Genomic DNA, 22122 nt, shown 5'->3' with positions numbered 1-22122 from the left:
TGTGACAACAACCTCATTAACCAGCAGTAACCACTTCATGGGACTTGGCATCTGGCTCGAGAAAACGGAGCAATGCGCTGCCCTCGCGCTCCAGCTCGGCCAGCGTCTTCTTCAACGTCTTGCCGAACGGAGTGAGCGTGAGAGTGGCCACACCGCGCTTCTTCTCGGCCGTCCACAGCCCGGCGACGACGCCGTCGACGGTGTACGTCGCCTTGACCCGGAGGTTCTTCGTGAAGACGTGCGGCTTGTGCTCGTCCGCGATGATCCGCTCCCGTTTCGCGTGCGAGAGCAGCACGTTGTCGAACTCCGGCAAGAACCGCGCCGGCGCAGGCGTGTCCTCGTCGGGCCGCGGTCCGTCCGGTACGTCGTACACCGTCTTGCCGGCCTCGTCGGTGAACGTCTCCAGCTCGAGCTCGTCGAACAACGGCTTGGCCTTCTGCAGCCCGGACCAGGTCTGGAAGTCCGCCGGTGTGGCCGGACCGAACGCCTGCAGGTAGCGCGTCACCAGCTCCTTGGGCTCGGCGCGTTTGTGCAGCTTCTTCCCGATCCACTCCTCGGCCGGAGTGAATCGCGAGTTGGCCGTCCAGGACCATCGCACGTCCGCCGGATACATCACCAGCGGCACGAGCATCCGCGTGCAGAACCCGAGCGCCCGCTCGTTCACCTCCGGGAACTGCTCCTGCAACGCGTCCCGCACCTCGGTGAAGGTGAGCGGCTCCTTCGCCAGCAACTTCTCCGCCGCGGCCACCACCTTCTCCGGCTCCAGCCCCGCGCCCCGATCCCCGAGCACCCGCAACCCGGCCTCGAGGACCGGACTCACCGTTGTCCGAAACCGTAGGTAGTCCGCCGCCGTCACCAGATGCAACGTCCCCCGGAACATCGTCGCCCGCACCACATCCCGCGCCGCGACGGCCTGGTCCAGCTGGGCTTCCGAGAACCCGTCGATCCGGGTCCACAACCCGACATAGGGATGCTTGGGCTCCTGCCCTTGCATCCCGGCCAGATGTCCCACCACGTCAACCGCCGGGACGTCCGCCCGCTCCAGCAGCAGTTGCCTGGCCAGTGTCGCCCGGTTGATCGCCCTCGCACTCAGAACCGACATGCCCACATCCTGCCCGTGCGGACCGACAAGTCGAGCAGTCGACCGTCCGAATATCGCCCCACCGGGATGAGTCGGACCACCCGCGCAGGTGCGATCTTCGTCGGGACAGCACGAGCTGCGCGCCATCGAGCGGGAGGGGTCCACTGATGATGCGAGCGGTTGGTCTGGTGCTGGCGGCGCTCCTCCTCGTCTCCTGCGGAGGGTCCGGTGAGCGACCGTCGGGCTCGTCGACGCGCACGCCCGCATCGCTGCCGCCCGTGACCGCGACGGTTCCGAGCGCGACCCGTACGCCGGAACGCTCGGAGAAGCCGACCACCACCTCGTCATCGGAGTCCCGGCAGCCGGAAACCAGCAGGACGACGCAGACCGAGACCGAGACCACCAGGGCGACCGAGACCGAGACGACCAGGGCGACGAAGACCGAGACGACCAGAGCCACCGAGACGACCAGGGCTACGCGGACCGAGACCACCACGGCGACCCGGACAGCGTCGGCCGCGCCCTCATCGGCGACCACGTCCTCGACCCAACCCACGTCGGCCGAGACGGACGGGGCACCAACCTGGCTGTGGTGGGTGCTGGCGGCGATCGTGGTCGCGCTCGCCGTGGGGATTCCGTTGCTGGTCAGGTCGCGCCGTCGCCAGGCCTGGCGCGACGACCTCGCGTCCGGTGAGGACGAGGTGGCGTGGTTCGCCCGCGGGCTGATCCCGGAGCTCCGCCGGCAGCCTTCCCCCGCGCAGGCCGCCGGCGCCTGGAACGTCGAGTCGAGCCGGGTCGTTTCCGCCGAGGACAAACTGACCGCCCTCGAACAGTCGGCTCCGGACGAGGCCGCCGGCACCCGCGCCCGCACCCTCCGGGACGCCGTCCGGGCAGCCCGGAGCGACATCGAGAACCTGCTGGCCTCCGCGACCGCGATCTCGATGCCGCGGGAACTGGACGCGGTCGGTGCGCGGCTCGAACAAGCCCTCGGGCAACCGCGTCCGGCGACGACTACCCCGCCAGCGCCGCCCGGGCCTCGATGAAGGCGGCGATGGCGGTTTCCACGTCCTGGGTGGAGTGGGCGGCGGAGAGCTGGACGCGGATGCGGGCCTTGCCCTGGGGGACGACGGGGTAGGAGAAGCCGATCACGTAGATGCCGAGGTCGAGGAGTTTGTCGGCCAGGCGGCCCGCTTCGGCGGCGTCGCCGATCATGACGGGGGAGATCGGGTGGTTGCCGGGGAGGACGTCGAAGCCGGCTTCGGTCATCTTGGTGCGGAAGAGCCGGGTGTTGGCGTCGAGCTTGTCGCGGAGGGCGCTCGACGTGCCGATGAGCTCCAGGGCCTTCAGTGACGCGGCGGTGACGGACGGGGCCAGCGAGTTCGAGAACAGGTACGGGCGCGAGCGCTGCCGGAGCAGCTCGACGATCTCGCGGCGGGCGGAGACGTAACCGCCGGACGCGCCGCCGAGAGCCTTGCCCAGCGTGCCGGTGACGATGTCGACGCGGTCCTTCACGCCGAACAGCGACGGCGTACCGGCGCCGTCCGGACCGACGAAGCCGACCGCGTGCGAGTCGTCGACCATCACGAGCGCGTCGTACCGCTCGGCCAGGTCGCAGATCTCGTCGAGCGGCGCGACGTACCCGTCCATCGAGAACACGCCGTCGGTCGCGATCAGCCGGTACCGCGCGTCGGCGGCGTCCTTGAGCTGTGCCTCGAGGTCGGCCATGTCACGGTTCTTGTAGCGGTAACGCTTCGCCTTCGAGAGCCGTACGCCGTCGATGATGCTGGCGTGGTTGAGCTCGTCGGAGATGATCGCGTCCTCGGCGCCGAGCAGGGTCTCGAACAGCCCGCCGTTCGCGTCGAAGCAGGAGCTGTAGAGGATCGTGTCCTCGGTCCCGAGGAAGTTGCTCAGGGCACCTTCCAGGTCCTTGTGGATCTGCTGGGTGCCGCAGATGAAGCGCACCGACGACAGCCCGAAGCCCCACCTATCGAGGGCTTGCTTGGCCGCCGCGACGACCTCCGGGTGGTCGGACAGCCCGAGGTAGTTGTTCGCACAGAAGTTCAGTACTTCGTTGCCTGACGCAACTGAAATCAGCGACTGTTGCGGCGAGGTGATCACCCGCTCGGACTTGTACAGCCCGGCGTCCCGGATCTCGCCGATGGTCGCCGTCAGGTCGTCCCGCATCCGTCCGAACATCAGTGCTTCTCCTCCAGAGACTCAGCCGTCCAGTCCATGATCACCTTGCCGCACTGCCCCTGTCGCGCGACGTCGAACGCGCGCTCGAAGTCGCCGTACCCGAACCGGTGGGTGATCACCGGGGTCAGGTCCAGTCCGCGTTCGAGCATCACCGACATCGAGTACCAGGTCTCGAACATCTCCCGGCCGTAGATGCCCTTGATCGTCAGCATGTTGAGCACGACCGTGCCCCAGTCGATCGCGATCTCGTCCGACGGCAGGCCGAGCATCGCGACCTTCCCGCCGTGCGTCATGTTCGCGAGCATGTCGCGCAGCGCGGCCGGCTGCCCGGACATCTCCATCCCGACGTCGAAACCCTCCCGCATCCCGAGGCTCTGCTGCGCCTCCGCGATCGTCTCCTCGCCGACGTTCACCGCGCGGGTCACGCCGATCTTCCGGGCCAGGTCGAGGCGGTACTCCGAGAGGTCCGTGATCACCACGTTCCGCGCACCGGCGTGCAGCGCGACCGCCGCGGCCATCACCCCGATCGGGCCGGCGCCGGTGATCAGCACGTCCTCGCCGACCAGCGGGAACGAAAGAGCAGTGTGTACGGCGTTGCCGAACGGGTCGAAGATCGCCGCGACGTCGAGGTCGACCGGGTCCTTGTGTACCCACGCGTTGGTCGCCGGCAGCGCGACGTACTCGGCGAACGCGCCCGGCACGTGGACGCCCAGCCCGCGGGTCTTGATGCAGAGGTGGCGCCGGCCGGCGCGGCAGTTGCGGCAGCGGCCGCAGACCAGGTGACCCTCGCCGCTGACCAGATCGCCGACCGCGACATCGCGGACGCCGACGCCGACCTCGACCACCTCACCGCAGAACTCGTGCCCGGTGACCATCGGCACCGGCACGTTCTTCTGCGCCCACGCGTCCCAGTTCTGGATGTGCAGGTCGGTGCCGCACAAGCCGGTGCGGAGGACCTTGATCAGAACCTCGTCGGCCTCGATCTTCGGCTCCGGAACATCCTGCAACCACAGACCGGGCTTCGCCTCGGCCTTCACGAGCGCCTTCATGCCCACATCGTCGTCCCGGGCAACCATCGCCGTCCATCGACACGTCGTGCACAGCCTTTGCAGTTGAACTGCATACTTGTCCGCATGCGGGGAGTAGTCAGGGGACTCGGGATCGTGTTCCTGGTGGTGGGTGTCGGGTTGCTCGGCTGGGTCGGGTGGCAGTACTTCGGTACGGGGATCACGTCGAACGCACAGATGGGTAAGGGGGAGGACTCGCTGCGGAAGCAGTGGAAGGCTCCGGCCGTCGTGAAGCCCTCGACCGGGAAGCCGTTCGTTCTCCTGCGGATCCCGCGGTTCGGCGCCGACTGGGAGAAGCCGGTCGTCGAAGGGGTCGACGCGGACGATCTGGCCCGCGGGATCGGGCACTATCCACAGACCCAACTGCCGGGCCAGCCGGGCAACTTCGCGGTCGCCGGGCATCGCGTCACGCACGGTTCGCCGTTCCGCAAGCTGCTCGAACTGCAGAAGGGCGACCAGGTCGTCGTCGAGACCCAGGACGCTGTCTACACCTACGAACTCGACGGCTCGCCCCGCGACCTGACCGTCAAGCCGACCGACACCTGGGTCCTCGACCCGGTCCCCGGCAAGCGCGACGCCCCGACCGCCTCGATCATCACCCTCACCACCTGCCAGGACCTGTTCCACTCCCCGGACCGCTCGGTTGCCTTCGGCCACCTGGTCAAGGTCCACAGGAAATCGTGAGCTCGACCGTGTTCTAAGCTCAACGCTCATGAGCTACGACCGGGACGGACTGCTGGAGCAGGTCAAAAGCAAGGCGATCGTGCACGGCCGGGTGACGCTGGCGTCGGGGAAGGAAGCCGACTACTACGTCGACCTGCGGCGGATCACACTGGACGCGGCCGCGGCGCCGCTGATCGGCCCGGCGATGCTCGAGCTGACCAAGGACCTGGAGTACGACGCGGTCGGCGGGCTCACGCTCGGCGCCGACCCGGTCGCGATGTCGATGCTGCACGCCGCTGCCCAGCAGGGCCGCACGCTCGACGCGTTCGTCGTACGCAAAGCAGAGAAGACGCACGGTCTGCAGCGGCGGATCGAGGGACCGGACGTGAAGGGCCGCCGGGTGCTCGCGGTCGAGGACACCTCGACGACCGGGGGATCGGTGCTGACCGCGGTCGAGGCGCTGCGTGAGGCCGGAGCCGAGGTCGTCGCGGTCGCGGTGATCGTGGATCGGGCGACCGGCGCGCAGGAGCGGGTCGAGGCGGAAGGCCTGGAGTACCGGTCCGTGTTCGGGCTCGAGGACCTTGGGCTGAACTGATGCAGGCCAGCACCCTCCTGCTCGTCGGGGTGGCCGTCGTGGTCGGCGTCGGTCTCGCCTACTTCAACTACTACCGGGCGAAGAAGCGCCGCGAGCAGTTCACCGGCCTGGCGGCCCAGCAGGGCTGGTCGTACGTGCCGTCCAACCCCTCGCTGGCCGGCCAGTGGTCGGGTACGCCGTTCCAGACCGGCGACAACTGGCATGTCAGGAACGTTCTGTCCGGGCCGTTCAACGGGCGCCCGATGGTTGCCTTCGACTACAGCTACCAGACCCACACGACCAACGGGCGGGGGCAGCGGCGGACCACCACGCACCGCTTCGGGGTTGTCGTGATGCAGCTCCCGGGCGCGCTCCCGCATCTCGAGGTGACGCACGAGGGGATCTTCGGCGGCGCGGTGGCGAACGCGTTCGGCTTTCGCGACATCCAGTTCGAGAGCGAGCAGTTCAACCGGGCGTTCCGGGTCAAGGCCGACGACGAGCGATTCGGGCATGCCGTGGTCACCCCGCGGATGATGGAGCTGCTGCTCGCCCGCGGTGAGATCGCCTGGCGCACCGAGGGGAACTCGCTGGTCGGCTGGGCCAAGGGCGACCACGACCCGAGCCAGCTGATCAGCCGCCTCGGGCTCCTCCAGCAGGTGATCGACAACGTCCCGCCGTACGTCTGGCGCGACTACGCCGGAATCGACCCCCGCGTTCAGTAACACCACGGCGGACCCGCGGAGGGGGTGTCTCCTGACCCCACGCCTACTGCGCGGCACTCGGCACGGCACCTCGCCGCACTGGGCACCTGCTCGCTACGGCGTGGGGTCAGGAGACACCCCCTGCCCGTAGAGTCGCAGTCAGCACTGCCAAACACTCGGGAGCTCGTCATGGTTTGGGTCATCATCGTGATCGTCGCGGTGATCGTCGTTCTGGCGATCATGCTGATCACGTCGTACAACCGGTTCGTCAAGCAGCGGAACCTGATCCAGGAGTCCTGGCGGCAGATCGACGTCGAGCTGCACCGCCGGTACGACCTGATCCCGAACCTGGTCGAGACCGTCCGCGCCTACGCCGCGCACGAGCGGCACGTGTTCGAGGAGGTCGCCCGGCTGCGCACCCAGGCAGTGAACGTGCAGGGCGCGACCCCGGAGCAGCGGGCCGCCGCGGAGGGTCAGCTGTCCGGCGCGCTGCGTCAGATGATGATCTCGGTCGAGGCCTACCCGCAGCTGCAGTCGAACCAGAACTTCCTCGGCCTGCAGCGCGAGCTGACCGACACCGAGGACCGGATCGCGGCCGGCCGCCGCTTCTACAACGCGAACGTCGGCGACTACAACACCCGGATCGAGGCGTTCCCGTCGAACCTGATCGCCGGCGCCTTCAAGTTCGAGAAGGCCGGGTACTTCGAGGTCAAGGACGAGCAGGTCCGCGCCGTACCGCAGGTGTCGTTCGGCACGATCGGGTCGGTGGCCGGTGAGCAGGCGCCGCCGCAGATGCAGCCGGGCGCGCCGTCGTCGGGGCAGATCCACCCTCAGATGCCCGGTGACCAGGGCAACTACCAGTCGCCGCCGCAGCCGATCCCGGGCGGCTACCAGCAGCCGCCGGCCCAGCCCGGTCAGTACCCCGCGCCCGGTCAGTACCAAGGGCAGGGAGAGCCACCGGTGGGCGGGCCGCCTGCGGGTTCCCCCGCACCGCAGGACGGTCAGCCGCCATTCACCGGTGGCCAGTAGGCACCGGTTCCCCGTAGCCCAGGACCCCCGACCCCGGACTCTCTCCCAGTGCCAGACCCGGAGTGACGGCGGTCAAGTCGCCACACCCGGGCCTGCCCTCCCCCCGGTACCTGAGTCAACAGTGCCGCAGCGAGATACATCCGGCGTACATCGGGCTTCCGCATGGTGCGACCGGATGACACGATAAGCCGGTTCAAGAGTGGAGAGGTCGGACGAGTGGACAGTCTGAGGTACGGGATCCTCGGACCTCTGCGCCTCGTCCACGTCCAGGGCCAGCCGCTGAAGGCCGCCAAACCGCGCCAGCTGCTGGCAACTCTGCTGCTGCACCCGAACCGGTTCGTCTCGACCGATCTGATCGCTGACGCGCTCTGGGAGAGCAGTCCGCCGCGTTCGGCCACCGCGAACATCCGGACCTATGTCCGCGCGCTGCGTGGTGTGCTGCAGGACGCCGGGCTGCCCGCACCCATCGACACCTCCGCCGCGGGCTACAGCATCGAGGTGGGCGTCGACGAGCTCGACGCCAGCCTGTTCGAGTCTCTGCTGGCCGAGGGCGGCCACCTGCGAGACGCCGGCGACGGGCGGCAGGCGATGCAGGTCCTGTCCCGTGCGTACTCGCTCTGGCGCGGTCGTCCGCTCGACGACCTGCCGATGCCCGCGGCGTGGGAGGGCTCGATCGCCCGCCTGGAGGCGCAGCACCGCAGCTTGGTCGACAACCTCCTGGACCTGCGGCTCGAGTACGGCGACGCGAGCGGCGCGGCAGTACTGCTCAGCGCCCGTCTCGCCGACGACCCGTACGACGAGCAGCTCTGGCGACGGCTGGTCGATGCGCTGCTCGCGGCCGGCCGGGTCGGTGAGGCGCGGGCGGCGTACCAGAAGGCAGTGCAGACGCTGGCCGACGAGCTCGACATCAAGCCCGGTCCGGAGCTGGAGGCGGCCGGTGCGCGTGCCGAGAACGGCCGCTCGGCCAACTGGCCCAACCCAGGCATCCCCGCAGACCGTACGGCGGAGCGCCCCGAACCGGCCGCACAACCCGGACCGATGGCCGCGCCTGAGCTGACCGACCCGGTCCGGCCGCCGAGTCAGCTCCCGCTCGACCTGGCTGACTTCAGCGGACGGCAGGACCACCTCGAGCAGCTGCGGGACCTGGTCTGCGGACGGGACCCGGTGCGGCCGCCGATCGCGGTCATCTCGGGAGCGCCGGGGACCGGGAAGACCTCACTGGCCGTTCGGCTGGGCCATCTGGTCCGGGAACACTTCCCGGACGGGCAGATCTACCTGGACATGCACGGCGCCACCCAGCCCCGGGATCCGGCCGCCGCACTCACCGATCTGCTGCTGAGCCTGAACCTGCCGGACTTCGCGATCCCGACCGATCCGGAGCGACGGTCCGCGATGCTGCGGTCCGAGCTGGCGAGCCGTCGGGTGCTGATCATCCTCGACGACGTGGCCGCGGCCGGTCAGGTCACTCCGCTGATGCCGGGCACCGGTGCATCGGCGGTCGTGGTCACGAGTCGCAACCGGCTGATGGACCTGGCCGGGGCAGACAGCATGCCGCTCGACACGTTCGACGACCGGGAGGCCGCCGTACTGCTGTCGTCGGTTGCCGGGTCCGGTCGGATCGACGCGACCTCTCCGGAAGCCGAGGAGATCCTGACCGCGTGCGCGAACCTGCCGCTCGCGATCCGGATCGTCGGCAGCCGACTGGCGCAGCGTCCTGATCTGAGCGCGCGTGAGCTCGCGCGGCGGTTGCGGGACGAGACCTCGCGGCTGGACGAGTTGAGCATCGGTGAGCTCGCCGTGCGGACCAGTGCGGACCTGAGCTACGACGCCCTCAGCCCGGAAGAGGCTCGGTTGTACCGGCTGATCGGCCACTTCGCGGTCGGTGTCTTCTCCGCCCGTGCATTGGAGGCAGTCGCGTCGCCGGCCGCGGTACGGCGAAGTCTGGACCGGCTGATCGAGGTCAACCTGGTCCGGATCAGCTCGGTCGACCAACGCGGTACGGCGCGTTATCGCGTCCACGATCTGCTGCGGCTGCACGCGCTCGGCGTCGGCGATGACGAGCAGAAGGCGCAGGCGGTCCGGGACGTGGAGACCGTCGTCGAGGCGATCCTGAACAAGATCCGCCGCGCCAACGAGGCCTTGTCCTTCGAGTACTTCGGCGTCCTCGAGCACACCGGACCACTGACGGCTCCGGATCCGTCCCCGTTCACCGAGGCCGACGCGATCGCGTGGCTGGACAGTGAACGCAGTACGTTCGTGCCGGCGATCCGGGCCGCCGCGCAGAACGGGCTGCACGACCACGCGTGGCGGATCGCGGCGGCATGGGGTCCGTACCTCGATCTGCGGGCCGGCTTCGACGACTGGAACGGTTCGCACCAACAGGGTTTGTTGAGTGCGATCGAGTGCGGCGATCGGCACGGCGAAGCGATCATGCACCGCAACCTCGGCCAGCTCGCCGTCTACCAGGACGACTGGGATACGGCGCGACGGCACTTCGACGCGGCCGCGGAGGCGTTCGCCGAGGTGGGCGACCGGCTCGGCGAGGGCGTGGCGGCGGTCGGGCTCGGCACCTGGCTGCGGGAACGCGGGCAGCGCGACGAAGGACTCGCGCAGTACGAGAAGGCGATCGAGGCGTTCGTCGAGGACGGCAACGCGAATGCCGAGGCGCTGGCTCGGACCGCGGCCGCGAACGTGTACCTGGTCCGCGGCGATCTGGATACCGCGCGAGGCCTTCTGGCGCAGGCGTTCCTGATCGCCGTACGCCGGGCCGACGCGCACCGCGAGGCCAAGGTACGACGCCGGATCGCGGCGCTCCGGGTCAATCAAGGCCGGCACGACGAGGCCGTGCGGCAGCTGCGTAAGGCACTGGCGATCTTCGACGGAATGGGTGACGACCACTGCGCGGCGTACACCCGGGCTCTTCTGGGGCAGGCGTTGATGGAGCGCGGTGAGGTTGCCGCGGCGCGGAAGACCCTGCTGGACGCGATCGACATCGGCCACCGGCTGGGTGATCGCAGCGTCGAGGGCCAGGCGGCGCAGCACCTCGGCGAGCTGTACCTGTCCACGGGCAGCCTCGACAACGCCCGCCGTACGCTCGAACGCGCCGCGCGCGTGTGGCAACAGGCAGGCAACGACGCCGCTGCGAACACCTGCCGACGGCTGCTCGCCGGGTCTGAAACCGGGGTTGCGGCCGGCTGAGCCGAATGTACGGCGGCTGTATTCGGGTCGGACAGGATCTGACCATGCCACGGCATGCAGGCCGAGGTTTTCGGGGAATCGGGGGAGAGAACCTATGGCCTGGGGGGAGGTTGCCGTGGAGCGCCCGAACGTCCCGCGGGTGGCAAACCCGCGGGACACCGAGGCGGCGCTGAACTGGCAGCTGGAACGACTCGGATCGGCGGCCTGGAAGGACTGGCCGCTGAAGTTCCAGCGGATGGCGTTCGGCTATGCGCACGACAGCGGCTGGCACGATGCGGCCGATGCGATCGGTTGGCTCAACCACCACGACCTGCTCCGTGAGGGGGCGGCGCCACGGGGGGCGCTGGTCTGGTACCAGGCGGCAGACCGGATCCGGGTGGCATGCTCGCTCGGCTCCGGCCAGGTGGTGGGCCCGCTGCTGATCGGCCCGGTCGAGATCGCTGAGCTGTCGCTGCTCAGCACCGACTTCGTCTGGTCAGAGCCGCACTTCCCGTTCGGACACTGACTCATTCGGTGTGATTGTTGGTGACCGCGTGTTTCGGGGCGGCGTGCTTCGGTGCGTCGCCCGAGCTGTTGTTGCGGTTGCGGCGCCTGGCGAGCAGGTACTCGACGACCATCGGGATCAGTGAGACCAGCACGAGCAGGATCAGCGCCGACTCGAGATGGTCGTGGATGAACTGCACGTTGCCGAGCGCGTGGCCGAGCAGCGTGATGCCGGGGGCCCAGATGATCGCGCCCACACCGGTCCAGAGGAAGAACTTGCGCGGGTCCATCCGCCCGGCGCCGGCGACGATCGTGATGAACGTGCGGACGATCGGGACGAAGCGGGCCATCACCAGCGCGCGCGGGCCGTACCGCTCGAAGAAATCGTGCGTTTGCTCGATGTACTTCGGTTTCAGGAACCGGGCGTTCGGGTTGCGGAACAGCGACGTACCGAGGAATCGGCCGATGTAGTAGCCGGAGACGTTGCCGAGGAATGCGGCGGCGGTCAGCAGGACGCAGGCCAGCCACAGCGGTACGTCGATCGTGCCGCGCGCGATGAACAGGCCGACCGCGAACAGCAGCGAGTCACCGGGCAGGATCGGGAACAACACCCCGCACTCGATGAACACCACAATCAGCGTGCCCCAGAGGGCCCAGTTACCCATCCAGTTCAGGAGGTACTCCGGGTCCATCCAGTTCGGCATCAGCATCGCGACAAGAGGAAGCACGCGGACAGGGTAGCGTCCCGACCTGTGCATGAGCTGAGCAGCGACCTCCGGGGCGCGGACATGGTCGGGCCGAGTGAGGTCGGTGTCGGACCGTGGGTGGGCGATCTGCCGGACGACCCGCGGCTCGATCCCGAGCTGCTGGCCGAGGGTGACCGGCGCAACGTCGTCGACAAGTACCGGTACTGGAAGCTCGAGGCGATCGTCGAGGACCTGGACCGGCAGCGGAACCCGTTCCACGTCGCGATCGAGAACTGGCAGCACGACCTGAACATCGGCTCGGTCGTCCGGACAGCGAACGCTTTCCTCGCTGCGGAGGTCCATATCGTCGGCAACCGGAAGTGGAACCGCCGCGGCGCGATGGTCACCGACCGCTACCAACACGTCCGCCACCAGCCGACACTGGCCGACCTGGCCTCGTACGCCGACTCCTCGGGCCTCCCGGTCATCGGGATCGACAACTTGCCCGGATCGGTCCCGTTGGAGACCTACGACCTACCGCGCGGCTGCATTCTGCTCTTCGGTCAGGAGGGGCCCGGGCTGACCGAGGATGCCCACGCGATCTGCACAGCCGTCCTCTCGATCGCACAGTTCGGCTCGACCCGCTCGATCAACGCCAGCGCTGCTGCCGCGATCGCGATGCACGCCTGGATCCGCCGTCACACCTTCGGTCAGCCGTCGAGCAGCTGATCGAGGATCCCCGCGGCCAACTGAAGGACCGCCCGCTCGGTCGGGTTGAGCCGGGTTTCGATGGCTTCGGCCAGCCAGTCGTCCGAGCTCTTCATGTGCTCGCGAAGCAGCTCCCGACCGTCGTCGGTCAGCTCGATCGTGTGCCGGCGGCGATCGTGCGGGTCCTGCTCGCGCGCGATCAGCCCCTGCTCCTCGAGACTCGCCAGCACCCGCGTCAGGGACTGCGGCTGCACCCGCTCGGCCGCCGCGATCTCGCTCGCCGTCAGCGCGCCCCGCCGATGCAGCTGTCCCAGCACGGCAACGCCCGTACTCCCCAGCCCGTCACCTGTCCGCTCAGCCCGCAGCCGCAGCGCCAGCCGAGTGCTCGTCCGCCTGAGCGCGACGGCGGTATCATAAGCTTCCACTTGCTATCCTTCTCTCAGCGACGCTTGAGAATGCTAAGCTCAGCTTACTATGAGCGTCCATCTCATCCACTGGTCGCGGGACACGCCAGTCGTTCCGGCTCAGTTGGTCACCGCGGCTCTCGCGATGGCCGCTCCCATCACGTACGGCGTGACCACCAACCACCTGGCGCACGCCTCCTTCGCGGCGCTCGGTGCGCTGGCCGTTCCGGCCATTCGCAGGTCGGCTGGAGCCCAGGTCGGCCTGGGCGGTGTGGTGACGGTGGCTGCGTTGCTTGGGGCCTCGCTCGGTGGGCGGGAGTGGATCGGCGCCGCGGGCGTGGTGTTGTTGGCTGCGGGTGCCGCCGTTGTGGGCGGGTTCAGCCGGTGGATGGCCGATGCGACGACGCGGTTCGTCACGTTCCTCGTGATGGCGACCGGGTTCGGTGGGGCGGATCCGTGGGAGGCGGCTCGGTGGTTCGTGGTCGGGGTCGTGTGGGCGATCGTGCTCGGGTCGTTCGCGTCAGCGAGTGCTGAGGCCGCGCGTCCGACGTACCGGCAGTTGTGGCGACGTTGGCGCGGGAAGCTGGGGGAGTTCGAGGGCTGGCGGTACGCCGTGCAGCTGGTGTCTGCGCTCGCGGTCGCGGAGGTGATCGGCGTGCTGTGGCATCAGGAGAAGGGGTACTGGATCGCGCTCGCGGTGGTGATCGTCGTACGGCGCCGTGGCGGATCGTTGCTCCGGGCAACACAACGCTGCGCCGGGACCTGCGCCGGCGTGCTGATCGGCGGCCTGCTCATCCTGTGGGCGCCCCCGTCGTGGGCGATCGTGGCGATCGTCAGCGTTCTCGCCGGACTGCGACCGTTGCTGAAGGAACGGAACTACGCTGCTTATGCCACCGTCATGACCCCGCTGGTGGTCCTGCTGATGGACCTCGGCCGTACGCCGGAGCTGTCGACCGTCGGCTACCGGCTCATCGACACCGTGATCGGCTGCTTGATCGCGATCGTTCCGACTTTGCTGTTGAGGAGAAGACATGTGGGCTGACCACGCGATCTGGTGGCAGATCTACCCGCTCGGCTTCACGGCCGACCAACCCGCGCATCGCCTGGCCCACGTGGAGAACTGGCTCGACTACGCGATCGAACTGGGCTGCAACGGACTCCTGCTCGGTCCGATCTTCGCGTCCGAGACACACGGCTACGACACGATCGACCACTTCCGCATCGACCCGCGTCTGGGCGACGACGCCGACTTCGACCGCTTGGTCACCAAGGCGCACGACCGTGGGCTGCGCATCGCTCTCGACGGCGTCTTCAACCACGTGGCCCGCTCCTTCGTCCACCCGGAGTGGTTCCGCGACGACGGCGCTACCTTCGAGGGCCATGAGCACCTGGTTACCCTCGACCACGGCAACCCCGCAGTCGCGCAGTACGTCGGCGACGTACTGCGTCATTGGCTCGATCGGGGCGTGAACGCCTGGCGCCTCGACGCGGCGTACGCCGTCCCGCCCGAGTTCTGGCGCAACGTGCTGCCCCGGGACCGGGACGCGTGGTACTTCGGTGAGGTCATCCACGGCGACTACGCCGGGTACGTCGAGAAGAGCGGGCTCGACTCGGTCACGCAGTACGAACTGTGGAAGGCGATCTGGAGCTCGCTCAACGACGGCAACTTCTTCGAGCTCTCGTATGCGCTGGGCCGGCACAACGCGCTGCTCGACACCTTCGTCCCGCAGACGTTCGTCGGCAACCACGACGTCACGCGCATCGCGACCCGTCTCGAGGACTCGCGGCATCTCGGTCACGCTGTGGCGATCTTGTTCACGGTCGGCGGTGTGCCGAGCGTCTACTACGGGGACGAGCAGGCGTTCCGTGGTCTGAAGGAGGATCGCATCGGCGGCGATGATGCGATCCGGCCGGCGTTCCCGGACACGCCTGACGGATTGGCGTCGTACGGCTGGCCGACGTACCGCCTGCACCAGGACCTGATCGGGTTGCGGCGACGTCATTCCTGGCTCACGCACGCCCGGACCGTGGTCGAGCACGTGACCAACCAGACGATCGCCCTGCGGGCTCGGCACGGCGACGAATGGGTGCTGCTCCTGCTCAACGTGTCGGACTCCGACGCTGAGTTCCCGCTCGAGGATGCGGCGGTCGTCCCGCCGCACAGCTGGAAATTCTTGACACATCCGTAACGTGCACCCGGGGTGCCGCGTTGTACCTGCTGACAGAAGTGAGGCCTTCTCGACACAAAGTCAGCCCCAACTCGGGGGGCTCGGCGTGCATCAAGCACGTCGTACTGGGTTTGCGACGGGAATCATGGGGGTTTGTTGATGAACGCTCTGTGGGACGAACTGATACACGAGTTAGGGACCGTGCGCGCCTTGAGCGCGGCGGCTCTGGAGGCGCGCACGGAGACCTCCCGGGTCGCGCTGATCACCCTGCTGGACGCCGAGACCGCGGAGATCTCGGCGATCCTCGACCAGATCCTCCGCTCGGAAGCCTCATCGGCGGCCTAGTACCGCGCTGATCGCCTGCGTCAGCGCCCCCGTCGGGTCGTCGGGCTGTTCGAACGAACGGTAGGCGATGTGCGCGTCCGGACGAACGAGCAGACAGCCCTCGTCCGGGATCTCGCGCACCCGCGCCCAGTCGCCGTACAGATCGTCCAGCTCACGACCGGGCCCGATCACGTAGGGCTCGATCGGTACGCCGAGGTGCTCGGACACCGACTGCGCCGCCTTCACCCACGCGTCGCCACCGATGCCGGTGAGCAGCGTGAACCGGCCCTTGCCGACCACGTCGAGTGTGCTGACGGTGTCGGTGCCGCGGGTGAGCCAGCAGTGCGGGATCCGGGCGCCCGGCCAGGTCGTCGGGTGGTAGTACAGCTCGTGGTCCCGCTCGTACGGCGGCTCCGGCGTACCGTCCTCGAGCACGGCGGATGACGTGTAGCGCTGGCCGAGCTCGACACCGTGCGCGTTGAACTCGTAGTCCTTGAGCTCGATCGCCTGCCGCAGCTCCTCGCGCTGTGCGGCGCCTTCGGGAGTGTCGTCCTTACGGGACTCGATCGTCCGTCCGGCCGGCGCGTCCGGGGTCATGCCGAGTGCGCGGAAGATCTGCCCGAACTGGTTGCGGCTCTTGTTGGCGCGGTCAACGATCTGCTTCGCGATCGGCGCGCGCTCCGTGTCGTACGTCTGGAGAAGCTCGGGCGCGGCCTGTCCTTTCAGGACGAGGGCCAGCTTCCAGGCGAGGTTGTACGCGTCCTGGATCGAGGTGTTCGAGCCCAGTCCGTTGCTCGGCGGGTGCCGGTGGATCGCGTCGCCCATACAGAACACACGGCCCTTGGACGTCTTCTCGGCGTACATGTGGTTGACGCTCCAGACCGACGTGCTCTTCAGCTTCACGTCGATGGTGTCGTCGCCGACCAGGTTGTGCACGATCTCGGTCGCCATCGCCTCGTCGACCACCGGCGCGGGCTGGGAGATGTCGTAACCCCAGACGATCAGCCATTCGCTCCACGGGCGGACCATGCGGACCAGGCCTGCGCCGATCCCGCCGATCTGCGCGCCCGGCTGGAGGACCCAGTACAGGACGCTCGGGCGATGAGCGACGTACCGGCTGAGGTCGGCCTCGAAGACGATGTTCATCGAACCCTCGATGTCCATCGCGCCGGCCATCGGCAGACCGATGTCCTGGGCAACCTTGCTCCGGCCGCCGTCCGCGCCGATCAGGTACTTGGCCCGGATCTGGTACGTCGTGTCGCTGAGTCGATCGCGGACCGTCGCGGTGACACCGTCGTCGTCCTGCTCGAGCGACAGGTACTCCGTGTTGAAGCGGAGCTGGGCGCCACGGCTGGCCGCCGTACTGACGAGGATCGGTTCGAAGAGCGTCTGCGGGAGGTCGCAGGGCAGACACGGGCTCGCCTCGGTGTAGTCGGCGAGCCGACGCGGGTGCGTACCCCAGGTGCGGATCCGGCCGATCTCCTCACCCGCGAGGCTGGTGCAGAACGCGGTCTGCCCCATCAACTCGTGGGCTGTCCCGTTGTCGACGATCTGGTCCTCGATGCCCATGTCGCGCATGAGTTCGATCGTGCGCTGGTTGGTGATGTGCGCGCGGGGCGTGTTCGCGGTCCAGCCGTACCGGGTCAGGACGATGTTGTCGACGCCGTACGTGGACAGGAAGAGCGAGGCGGCGCCGCCGGCGGGGCCGCTGCCGACGATGAGGACGTCTGTCGTGATCACGCTTGCGTCTCCTCTTCGGTGGCGAGCACCAGGTCGTAGTTGACGGAGAAGTACGTCTTTCCGTCGTCATGATGTTCGGCGAAATCGGCGATCAGGGACTGCTTGACTCCGAAGACCGCATCCGTGTCGAGGTACTCGTCCCCGGCTGCGAAGACATGCGTGATCAGGCGGGCGTATCCGGGTGCGGTGACCATGAAGTGGATGTGCGCGGGCCGCATCGGACCGCGCCCACCGGCTCGGAGCAGCTCACCGACCGGGCCGTCGTCGGGGATCGGGTAGGCGACCGGCTTCACCGCCCAGAACCGGTAGTTGCCTTCGGCATCGGTTGTCAGATGGGCCCGGTTCTGCGGGCCGTCGAGATCCTTCTGTACGTCGTAGAACCCGTCCTCGTCGGCCTGCCAGGTCTCGACGAGCGCGCCCGCGATCGGCTCGCCCTTCGTGTTCAGGACCTTGCCGCTCACCAGGCACGGCTGTCCCGGGGCGCCGTTCGCAATGTCTTCGCCGAGCTGAGCCTCAGGCGATCCCTCGACGAAGAATGGGCCGAACACGGTGGACTGCGTGGCTTCCGGCGGCTTGCGGTTGCCGAGTCCGACGGTGAGCATCGACAGCCCGAGTACGTCGGCCAGCAGCACGAACTCCTGCCGGGTTCCGGTGGAGATCTGGCCGGTTCGGGTGAGGAAGTCGATCGCGGTGAAGTACTCGTCCTCGGTCAGCTCCACCTCCCGCGCGAACGCGTGCAGGTGCCGCACGAGGGTGCCCATGACGTTTTTGTAGCGTTCGCTCGCGCTGCCGTCGAAGCTGGCCACCACCGCTTCGGTCAGGTCATCGCCTTGCAGATCCATCGGTCTCCTCGTAGGTCAAGGTCGTGTACCGGCCCAGGCGCGGGTGAGGATCTCGCGCACCAGGTCCTCGGTCACGGGGATCGGGTTGTCGGTGGGCTTGAACGCCTTCGCAGCCTCGAACGCCTGCTCCTCGGTCAGCCCTAGTTCCTTCAAACTCGTGGGAATTTCCGCCGCCGCGAACAGGTCGAACAATCCTGTGGCCAGATCGGGCGCTCCGGCTGTGCTCAGTGCATCTTGCAGTCGTACTGCTGCTTGCGGCACGGCGGGCGCGTTGACGCGGGCGACCTGGGGCAGCACCGCCGCGTGTGTCTCCGCGTGGGGGAGGTTGTAGGTCCCGCCGAGCAGGTGGCACAGCTTGTGATGCAGCCCGGTGCCGGCCGTCGCCAACGCCGATCCGGCCAAGCACGCGCCGTAGAGAAGGTTGCTGCGGGCATCTAAATCGGTCGGCGCCGTCTGGACCTGCCGTAGACCTAGCGCGAGCGCGCGGAGCCCTTCTACCGCGGTGGCTTCGGTGATCGGGTCGGCCTTCGGCGTCCAGACAGCCTCGACGCAGTGCGCGATCGCGTTGGCGACGCTCGCCGCGGTGACCTTCTTCGGCAGGTGCTGACTCAACACCGGGTCGTAGACAACAACCCGCGGCAGAACCCTCAAATCCGAGCCGGTCGTCTTGCTCCCGCCAGCAGTCTCGCCCCACACCGGCGTCATCTCGGACCCCGCGTACGTCGTAGGCACCGCAACGATCACCACCTCGCTGGTGAGGGCGACCGCCTTTGCGAGGCCGATCGCCGATCCACCACCGATGGCGATGACTCCGTCCGCGCTGACGTCCCGCGCCTTGCCGCGCGCGTGCTCCGCGACCGCGGTCGGCACGTGCTGGGCAACACCGTCGATCCGCCCCGCGAACCCATCGCCCAGCTGTACCTCGACCACATCCGCCGCATCCCGCGCGGACTTCGTCGCCACGACCAGCGCCCGCCGTACGCCGACGGTCTCGACCTCGGCGGCGACGCGGTCGAGCGCGCCCGCTCCGAACACCACCCGCCCCGGCAGGAACGTGTGCACGAACCCGGTCTGAGGCTCCGCTCGTCCCGGTTCAGCTGGACGCGGCATCGGCAGCTTCGATAGGATTTCGCTCAGCGAATAGTTCTTCTTTCAACGAAAAGTAGGCTAGCCGATGGCGAGTGACGCGTCTACAGGCACGTTTCTGCAAGGCCTGGAGCGCGGGCTCGCGGTGATCCGCGCCTTCTCCGCCGACGCGCCGTCGCTCACGCTCAGCGAGGTCGCGCGTGCCGTCGGCATCACGCCCGCGACCGCGCGACGCATCCTGCTGACGCTGGAGGAGCTCGGGTACGTCCGCAGCGACCACCGCCGCTTCTCCCTCACCCCGCGCGTACTCGCCCTCGGCTGGGCCTACCTGTCCTCACTGGACCTCGGCGAACTCGCCGGCCCGTTCATGGAAGAGCTCAGCGCCAAGACCCGCGAATCCTGCTCGATCGCCACCCTCGACCTGCCGGACATCGTGTACGTCGCCCGCGTCCCCACGAGCCGGATCATGACGGTCGCCCTCGGCGTCGGCGCCCGCCTCCCGGCGTACCCGACCTCCATGGGACGCGTCCTGCTCGCAGGCCTGCCGGAGGACGAGCTCACGTCGTACCTCTCGTCCCTGCAGGCCGAACCGCTGACCGACCGCACGGTGATCTCCCCGGATGACCTCCACGCAACCATCACCAGGGCCCGCGCCGACGGTTATGCATTGGTCGACCAGGAGCTCGAGCAGGGCCTTCGCTCGATCGCCGCCCCGATCCACAACTCCCGCGGCCGCGTGATCGCCGCCCTCAACGTCTCCGCCCACGCCTCCCGCTCGACCTCCACGTCGCTCCGCACGGAGGCTCTCCCGCACCTCCAGCAAGCCGCCGCCCAGATCACCACCGCCCTGACCCATCGCGGCAACTTCTAGACGGATGAGGCCTTCAGGCCTTCGAGGATCTGCAGGTAATGCGGGTTGTTCATGATGCCGATGAGGTTGCCGAACGGGTCGACGACCGACGCGGTGCGGAAGCCGGTGTTGTTGCCGCGTTCGGTGATCGGCTCCTGGAGCGTGGCGCCGTGGTCGAGGAGGTGCTGGAGCTCGGCCTCCAGGTCGTCGACGTGCCAGTGGATCACGGCGCCGGCGGGACCCGACGCGACCTGATGCGTGGCGTACTTCGCGTCGATGATCCCCAGCTCGCACTGGAAGTCGCCGAACCGGAACTCGACGTACGCCGGGTCCTCGGCCGTCGGCACGGCGTAGTACGCCTCGATGCCGAGCAACTCCTCGTACCAGGCGCGTGCCGCCTTCACGTCCGTGGCGTAGAAGCTGACGGTGGCGAATCCTCGCAACATCGTGGTGGTCCTTTCCTGGGAACTTCCCGGTTGATGACCACCACCATTCCAGCCAAAGTGCTCACCGAGTGAGCACTTTGTTGGACGAGATCAGGTGTCTGCGCGCAGGCGGCCGTGGAGGTGCCAGTCGTGCCAGCCGTCGGCGTGCTTGATCGCCTGCCGCAGCGTGCCCTCGGCTCGGTAACCGGTGCGCTCGGCGACTCGGCAGGACGCGGTGTTGACGCTGGAGTGCTGGATGTTCAGCCGGTTGAAGCCGATCACCTCGAACGCCCAAACGGTCAACGCCTCAACCGACCTCGCCGCAAGGGACCTGCCCCGAGCCGCTGGGGTAACCCAGTACGACAGGCTGGCTGACCCCTCCGCGAGGGAGACGTTGCGCAGCCCGATCTGCCCCAGCGGCTGATCCACGTCCCGAAGCGGCCGATCTGACTGTCCCAGCACCTGATCTGACTGTCCCAGCGGCTGACTTACCCGCTCTGCTGACGGAAGTGCTGCGTCAGCGTCGGCGACGATTGCCCAGCTCGCCGCCGTCTCGGTCTGCCAGCGGTCAGCCCATTGCCCGACCCACTCGACTGCTTCCTCGAGTGAGTCGAGCCGGCGGACGTGCCACTGCTGGATCTCGGGACAGGCGAACGCTGTAAGCACAGCCTCCGCGTCGTCCTGCCTCCACGGCCGCAGCACCAACCCGTTGTTAGTTGCCAGCCGTGGCTGGGTGATACCTCGCAGCGTTCCGGCGGGCAGCGCTGGATCGACGAGCAGCGGCACGGATTCAGTCCGTCTGGGTGACCTTGCGGAGGCCTCGGGGAGCGTCGGGGTCGAGACCGAGCTTGCGGGCGAGCAGCTCGATGGCTCGTTGGGCGGGGATGACGAGCGCCAGCGGTGCGAGGGTCTCCGGCAGATCGGGTCCAGGGAGGTTCACGTCGCAGCGGGAGGCGAACGTCGGGTCGCCTCCGATCCCCAGGATCTTGCTGCCCTTCTCGCGGACAAGGCCGGCCAGCTCGGTCATGCCGGGGAGCGCGGGACCATCGCCCGCAGCGACCAGGATCGTGACCAGGTCGGCGTCGACGACAGCAATCGGCCCGTGCTTCAGGTCGGCGTACGACAGCCCACGCACGGGCTGCAGGCACGTCTCCTCGAGCTTCAGCGCGACCTCGAGGGTCGTGCCGAATGTCAGGCCGCGACCGCTCGCGAGCACGTCGTGCGCGCCGGCGAGCAGGTCCGCCGCGGCCTCGACCGACCCCGACAGCATCTTGGCCGCCGCGTCCGGAACCCGCGCGATGTCCGCGTCGAGCGTCCCCGGCCGCTGCGCCAGCGCGTCCACGGCGACCGTGATCGCAGCCAACTGCGTCGTATAGGTTTTGGTGGCCGGTACGGCGAGCTCCTTGCCCGCTTGCGTGATCAGCGCGACGTCGGCCGTCGAAGCCAACGGGCTGTCGCCGTCGTTCGTGATGCCGACGATCGCGGCGCCGTTGCGCTTCGCCCACTCGGCCGTGTCGACGATCTCCTGGGTCGCACCGGACTGGCTGACCGCGACGACCAGCGAGTTCGACAGGTCGAGGTTCGCGCCGTACAGCGTCGCGACCGAGGGCGCGGCCAGCGACGCCTGCCGGCCGGCGTGGATCTCGGTCAGGTAGCGGCCGTAGACCCCCGCGTTGTCCGACGAACCGCGGGCCACGAAGATGACGTTCCGGCGCCCGGCGGCCAGCCGGGTGATGTCGTGCCGCAGCGGCAGAACATGCTCGAAGGTCGCTGCGAGCGCCGCCGGCTGCTCGGCGATCTCGTGCGCCATCTGGGTTTCGTGGGCAGGGACAGACACCACTGAGATCACTGGTCCTATCTGGTCTTAACAGGTATGCTGCGCACGATAGCAGTGAGC

At 68.4% G+C, this 22122-nt stretch carries 23 protein-coding genes; 12 read left to right on the top strand and 11 right to left on the bottom strand.

From position 1 onward, the window contains the following. Positions 1–16 precede the first annotated feature (16 nt). Positions 17–1102, bottom strand: a complete 1086-nt coding sequence (locus OHA10_RS09085) for a winged helix DNA-binding domain-containing protein (protein ID WP_371405721.1) — start codon at positions 1100–1102, stop codon at positions 17–19. A 146-nt stretch (positions 1103–1248) separates the two neighbouring features. On the opposite strand from OHA10_RS09085, the gene OHA10_RS09080 reads away from it, so the two are divergent. Next, entirely contained in the window at positions 1249–2124 is an 876-nt protein-coding gene (locus tag OHA10_RS09080; protein WP_371405720.1) for a hypothetical protein, read from the top strand. Here the strand turns inward: OHA10_RS09080 and OHA10_RS09075 are convergent. Both OHA10_RS09075 and tdh read right to left on the bottom strand, forming a co-directional pair. Further along, positions 2093–3277 (bottom strand): glycine C-acetyltransferase, encoded by a 1185-nt coding sequence (locus OHA10_RS09075; RefSeq protein ID WP_371405719.1) that lies wholly within the window; start codon positions 3275–3277, stop codon positions 2093–2095. The two genes, OHA10_RS09080 and OHA10_RS09075, sit on opposite strands and share 32 nt — an antisense overlap. Next, entirely contained in the window at positions 3277–4326 is a 1050-nt protein-coding gene (gene tdh, locus OHA10_RS09070; RefSeq protein WP_371405718.1) for an L-threonine 3-dehydrogenase, read from the bottom strand. Before tdh ends, OHA10_RS09075 begins: the two co-directional genes overlap by 1 nt. 84 nt (positions 4327–4410) lie before the next feature. Here tdh and OHA10_RS09065 point away from each other — a divergent pair, with 84 nt between their 5' ends. From OHA10_RS09065 to OHA10_RS09040, 6 genes are all read left to right on the top strand, one after another. Beyond that, positions 4411–5028: a class E sortase gene (locus OHA10_RS09065; protein ID WP_371405717.1), complete on the top strand. Its 618-nt coding sequence runs from the start codon at positions 4411–4413 to the stop codon at positions 5026–5028. A 28-nt stretch (positions 5029–5056) separates the two neighbouring features. Then, the gene (pyrE, locus tag OHA10_RS09060; protein ID WP_371405716.1) at positions 5057–5602 is read left to right on the top strand and encodes an orotate phosphoribosyltransferase; all 546 of its coding nucleotides are present in this window, start codon (positions 5057–5059) and stop codon (positions 5600–5602) included. Then, complete coding sequence (locus OHA10_RS09055) at positions 5602–6303, top strand: DUF3137 domain-containing protein (protein WP_371405715.1); 702 nt, start codon at positions 5602–5604, stop codon at positions 6301–6303. Before pyrE ends, OHA10_RS09055 begins: the two co-directional genes overlap by 1 nt. Positions 6304–6471: 168 nt before the next feature. After that, positions 6472–7311 (top strand): LemA family protein, encoded by an 840-nt coding sequence (locus OHA10_RS09050; protein WP_371405714.1) that lies wholly within the window; start codon positions 6472–6474, stop codon positions 7309–7311. Positions 7312–7527: 216 nt separating this feature from the next. Beyond that, complete coding sequence (locus tag OHA10_RS09045) at positions 7528–10509, top strand: BTAD domain-containing putative transcriptional regulator (protein WP_371405713.1); 2982 nt, start codon at positions 7528–7530, stop codon at positions 10507–10509. A gap of 94 nt (positions 10510–10603) precedes the next feature. Continuing rightward, entirely contained in the window at positions 10604–11014 is a 411-nt protein-coding gene (locus OHA10_RS09040; protein WP_371405712.1) for a hypothetical protein, read from the top strand. 1 nt (position 11015) lies between these two features. On the opposite strand, the gene OHA10_RS09035 is transcribed toward OHA10_RS09040, so the two are convergent. Next, on the bottom strand, positions 11016–11720 hold the full coding sequence (locus tag OHA10_RS09035; protein ID WP_371405711.1) for a DedA family protein: 705 nt from the start codon (positions 11718–11720) through the stop codon (positions 11016–11018). Between the two features lie 60 nt (positions 11721–11780). Between OHA10_RS09035 and OHA10_RS09030 the strand changes: the two genes are divergently transcribed. After that, a complete protein-coding gene (locus OHA10_RS09030; protein ID WP_371407918.1) occupies positions 11781–12407 on the top strand; it encodes a TrmH family RNA methyltransferase in 627 nt (208 codons plus the stop codon). Here the strand turns inward: OHA10_RS09030 and OHA10_RS09025 are convergent. Then, positions 12389–12811, bottom strand: a complete 423-nt coding sequence (locus OHA10_RS09025; protein ID WP_371405710.1) for a MarR family winged helix-turn-helix transcriptional regulator — start codon at positions 12809–12811, stop codon at positions 12389–12391. The genes OHA10_RS09030 and OHA10_RS09025 overlap by 19 nt on opposite strands. A gap of 49 nt (positions 12812–12860) precedes the next feature. Between OHA10_RS09025 and OHA10_RS09020 the strand changes: the two genes are divergently transcribed. From OHA10_RS09020 to OHA10_RS09010, 3 genes are all read left to right on the top strand, one after another. Further along, positions 12861–13832 (top strand): FUSC family protein, encoded by a 972-nt coding sequence (locus OHA10_RS09020; protein ID WP_371405709.1) that lies wholly within the window; start codon positions 12861–12863, stop codon positions 13830–13832. Further along, complete coding sequence (locus tag OHA10_RS09015; RefSeq protein ID WP_371405708.1) at positions 13822–14979, top strand: alpha-amylase family protein; 1158 nt, start codon at positions 13822–13824, stop codon at positions 14977–14979. Before OHA10_RS09020 ends, OHA10_RS09015 begins: the two co-directional genes overlap by 11 nt. Before the next feature lie 189 nt (positions 14980–15168). Next, positions 15169–15303: a hypothetical protein gene (locus OHA10_RS09010; protein WP_371405707.1), complete on the top strand. Its 135-nt coding sequence runs from the start codon at positions 15169–15171 to the stop codon at positions 15301–15303. Here OHA10_RS09010 and OHA10_RS09005 read toward each other — a convergent pair. From OHA10_RS09005 to OHA10_RS08995, 3 genes are read right to left on the bottom strand one after another with little or no spacing between them, the layout of a single operon-like run. Further along, the gene (locus OHA10_RS09005; RefSeq protein ID WP_371405706.1) at positions 15289–17022 is read right to left on the bottom strand and encodes an FAD-dependent monooxygenase; all 1734 of its coding nucleotides are present in this window, start codon (positions 17020–17022) and stop codon (positions 15289–15291) included. The two genes, OHA10_RS09010 and OHA10_RS09005, sit on opposite strands and share 15 nt — an antisense overlap. Beyond that, positions 17019–17864 (bottom strand): intradiol ring-cleavage dioxygenase, encoded by an 846-nt coding sequence (locus tag OHA10_RS09000; RefSeq protein WP_371405705.1) that lies wholly within the window; start codon positions 17862–17864, stop codon positions 17019–17021. The genes OHA10_RS09005 and OHA10_RS09000 overlap by 4 nt, the downstream gene beginning before the upstream one ends. 15 nt (positions 17865–17879) lie before the next feature. Next, complete coding sequence (locus OHA10_RS08995; protein ID WP_371405704.1) at positions 17880–18974, bottom strand: maleylacetate reductase; 1095 nt, start codon at positions 18972–18974, stop codon at positions 17880–17882. A 64-nt stretch (positions 18975–19038) separates the two neighbouring features. On the opposite strand from OHA10_RS08995, the gene OHA10_RS08990 reads away from it, so the two are divergent. Further along, entirely contained in the window at positions 19039–19821 is a 783-nt protein-coding gene (locus OHA10_RS08990; RefSeq protein WP_371405703.1) for an IclR family transcriptional regulator C-terminal domain-containing protein, read from the top strand. Here OHA10_RS08990 and OHA10_RS08985 read toward each other — a convergent pair. The 3 genes from OHA10_RS08985 to OHA10_RS08975 form a co-directional block, all read right to left on the bottom strand. Beyond that, positions 19818–20246, bottom strand: a complete 429-nt coding sequence (locus OHA10_RS08985; protein ID WP_371405702.1) for a VOC family protein — start codon at positions 20244–20246, stop codon at positions 19818–19820. The genes OHA10_RS08990 and OHA10_RS08985 overlap by 4 nt on opposite strands. A gap of 90 nt (positions 20247–20336) precedes the next feature. Next, positions 20337–21011: a GNAT family N-acetyltransferase gene (locus tag OHA10_RS08980; RefSeq protein ID WP_371405701.1), complete on the bottom strand. Its 675-nt coding sequence runs from the start codon at positions 21009–21011 to the stop codon at positions 20337–20339. 4 nt (positions 21012–21015) lie between these two features. Beyond that, complete coding sequence (locus OHA10_RS08975; RefSeq protein ID WP_371405700.1) at positions 21016–22035, bottom strand: SIS domain-containing protein; 1020 nt, start codon at positions 22033–22035, stop codon at positions 21016–21018. Between the last annotated feature and the right edge of the window lie 87 nt (positions 22036–22122).

Origin of the sequence: Kribbella sp. NBC_00662 (assembly GCF_041430295.1) — a bacterium.
Lineage (GTDB): Bacteria > Actinomycetota > Actinomycetes > Propionibacteriales > Kribbellaceae > Kribbella.
This window is presented reverse-complemented; position numbering and strand designations above follow the sequence as displayed.

Excerpts from the sequence above, each read along its gene's own strand:
- OHA10_RS09020 (WP_371405709.1), top strand. The coding sequence starts at position 12,861 with ATGAGCGTCCATCTCATCCACTGGTCGCGGGACACGCCAGTCGTTCCG.
- OHA10_RS09055 (WP_371405715.1), top strand. The coding sequence starts at position 5,602 with ATGCAGGCCAGCACCCTCCTGCTCGTCGGGGTGGCCGTCGTGGTCGGC.
- OHA10_RS09000 (WP_371405705.1), bottom strand. The coding sequence starts at position 17,864 with ATGGATCTGCAAGGCGATGACCTGACCGAAGCGGTGGTGGCCAGCTTC.
- OHA10_RS09065 (WP_371405717.1), top strand. The coding sequence starts at position 4,411 with ATGCGGGGAGTAGTCAGGGGACTCGGGATCGTGTTCCTGGTGGTGGGT.
- OHA10_RS08975 (WP_371405700.1), bottom strand. The coding sequence starts at position 22,035 with ATGGCGCACGAGATCGCCGAGCAGCCGGCGGCGCTCGCAGCGACCTTC.
- OHA10_RS09080 (WP_371405720.1), top strand. The coding sequence starts at position 1,249 with ATGATGCGAGCGGTTGGTCTGGTGCTGGCGGCGCTCCTCCTCGTCTCC.
- OHA10_RS09015 (WP_371405708.1), top strand. The coding sequence starts at position 13,822 with ATGTGGGCTGACCACGCGATCTGGTGGCAGATCTACCCGCTCGGCTTC.
- OHA10_RS09040 (WP_371405712.1), top strand. The coding sequence starts at position 10,604 with ATGGCCTGGGGGGAGGTTGCCGTGGAGCGCCCGAACGTCCCGCGGGTG.
- tdh (WP_371405718.1), bottom strand. The coding sequence starts at position 4,326 with ATGAAGGCGCTCGTGAAGGCCGAGGCGAAGCCCGGTCTGTGGTTGCAG.
- OHA10_RS09030 (WP_371407918.1), top strand. The coding sequence starts at position 11,781 with ATGGTCGGGCCGAGTGAGGTCGGTGTCGGACCGTGGGTGGGCGATCTG.
- OHA10_RS08990 (WP_371405703.1), top strand. The coding sequence starts at position 19,039 with ATGGCGAGTGACGCGTCTACAGGCACGTTTCTGCAAGGCCTGGAGCGC.
- OHA10_RS09075 (WP_371405719.1), bottom strand. The coding sequence starts at position 3,277 with ATGTTCGGACGGATGCGGGACGACCTGACGGCGACCATCGGCGAGATC.
- OHA10_RS09050 (WP_371405714.1), top strand. The coding sequence starts at position 6,472 with ATGGTTTGGGTCATCATCGTGATCGTCGCGGTGATCGTCGTTCTGGCG.
- pyrE (WP_371405716.1), top strand. The coding sequence starts at position 5,057 with ATGAGCTACGACCGGGACGGACTGCTGGAGCAGGTCAAAAGCAAGGCG.
- OHA10_RS08985 (WP_371405702.1), bottom strand. The coding sequence starts at position 20,246 with ATGTTGCGAGGATTCGCCACCGTCAGCTTCTACGCCACGGACGTGAAG.
- OHA10_RS08995 (WP_371405704.1), bottom strand. The coding sequence starts at position 18,974 with ATGCCGCGTCCAGCTGAACCGGGACGAGCGGAGCCTCAGACCGGGTTC.
- OHA10_RS09085 (WP_371405721.1), bottom strand. The coding sequence starts at position 1,102 with ATGTCGGTTCTGAGTGCGAGGGCGATCAACCGGGCGACACTGGCCAGG.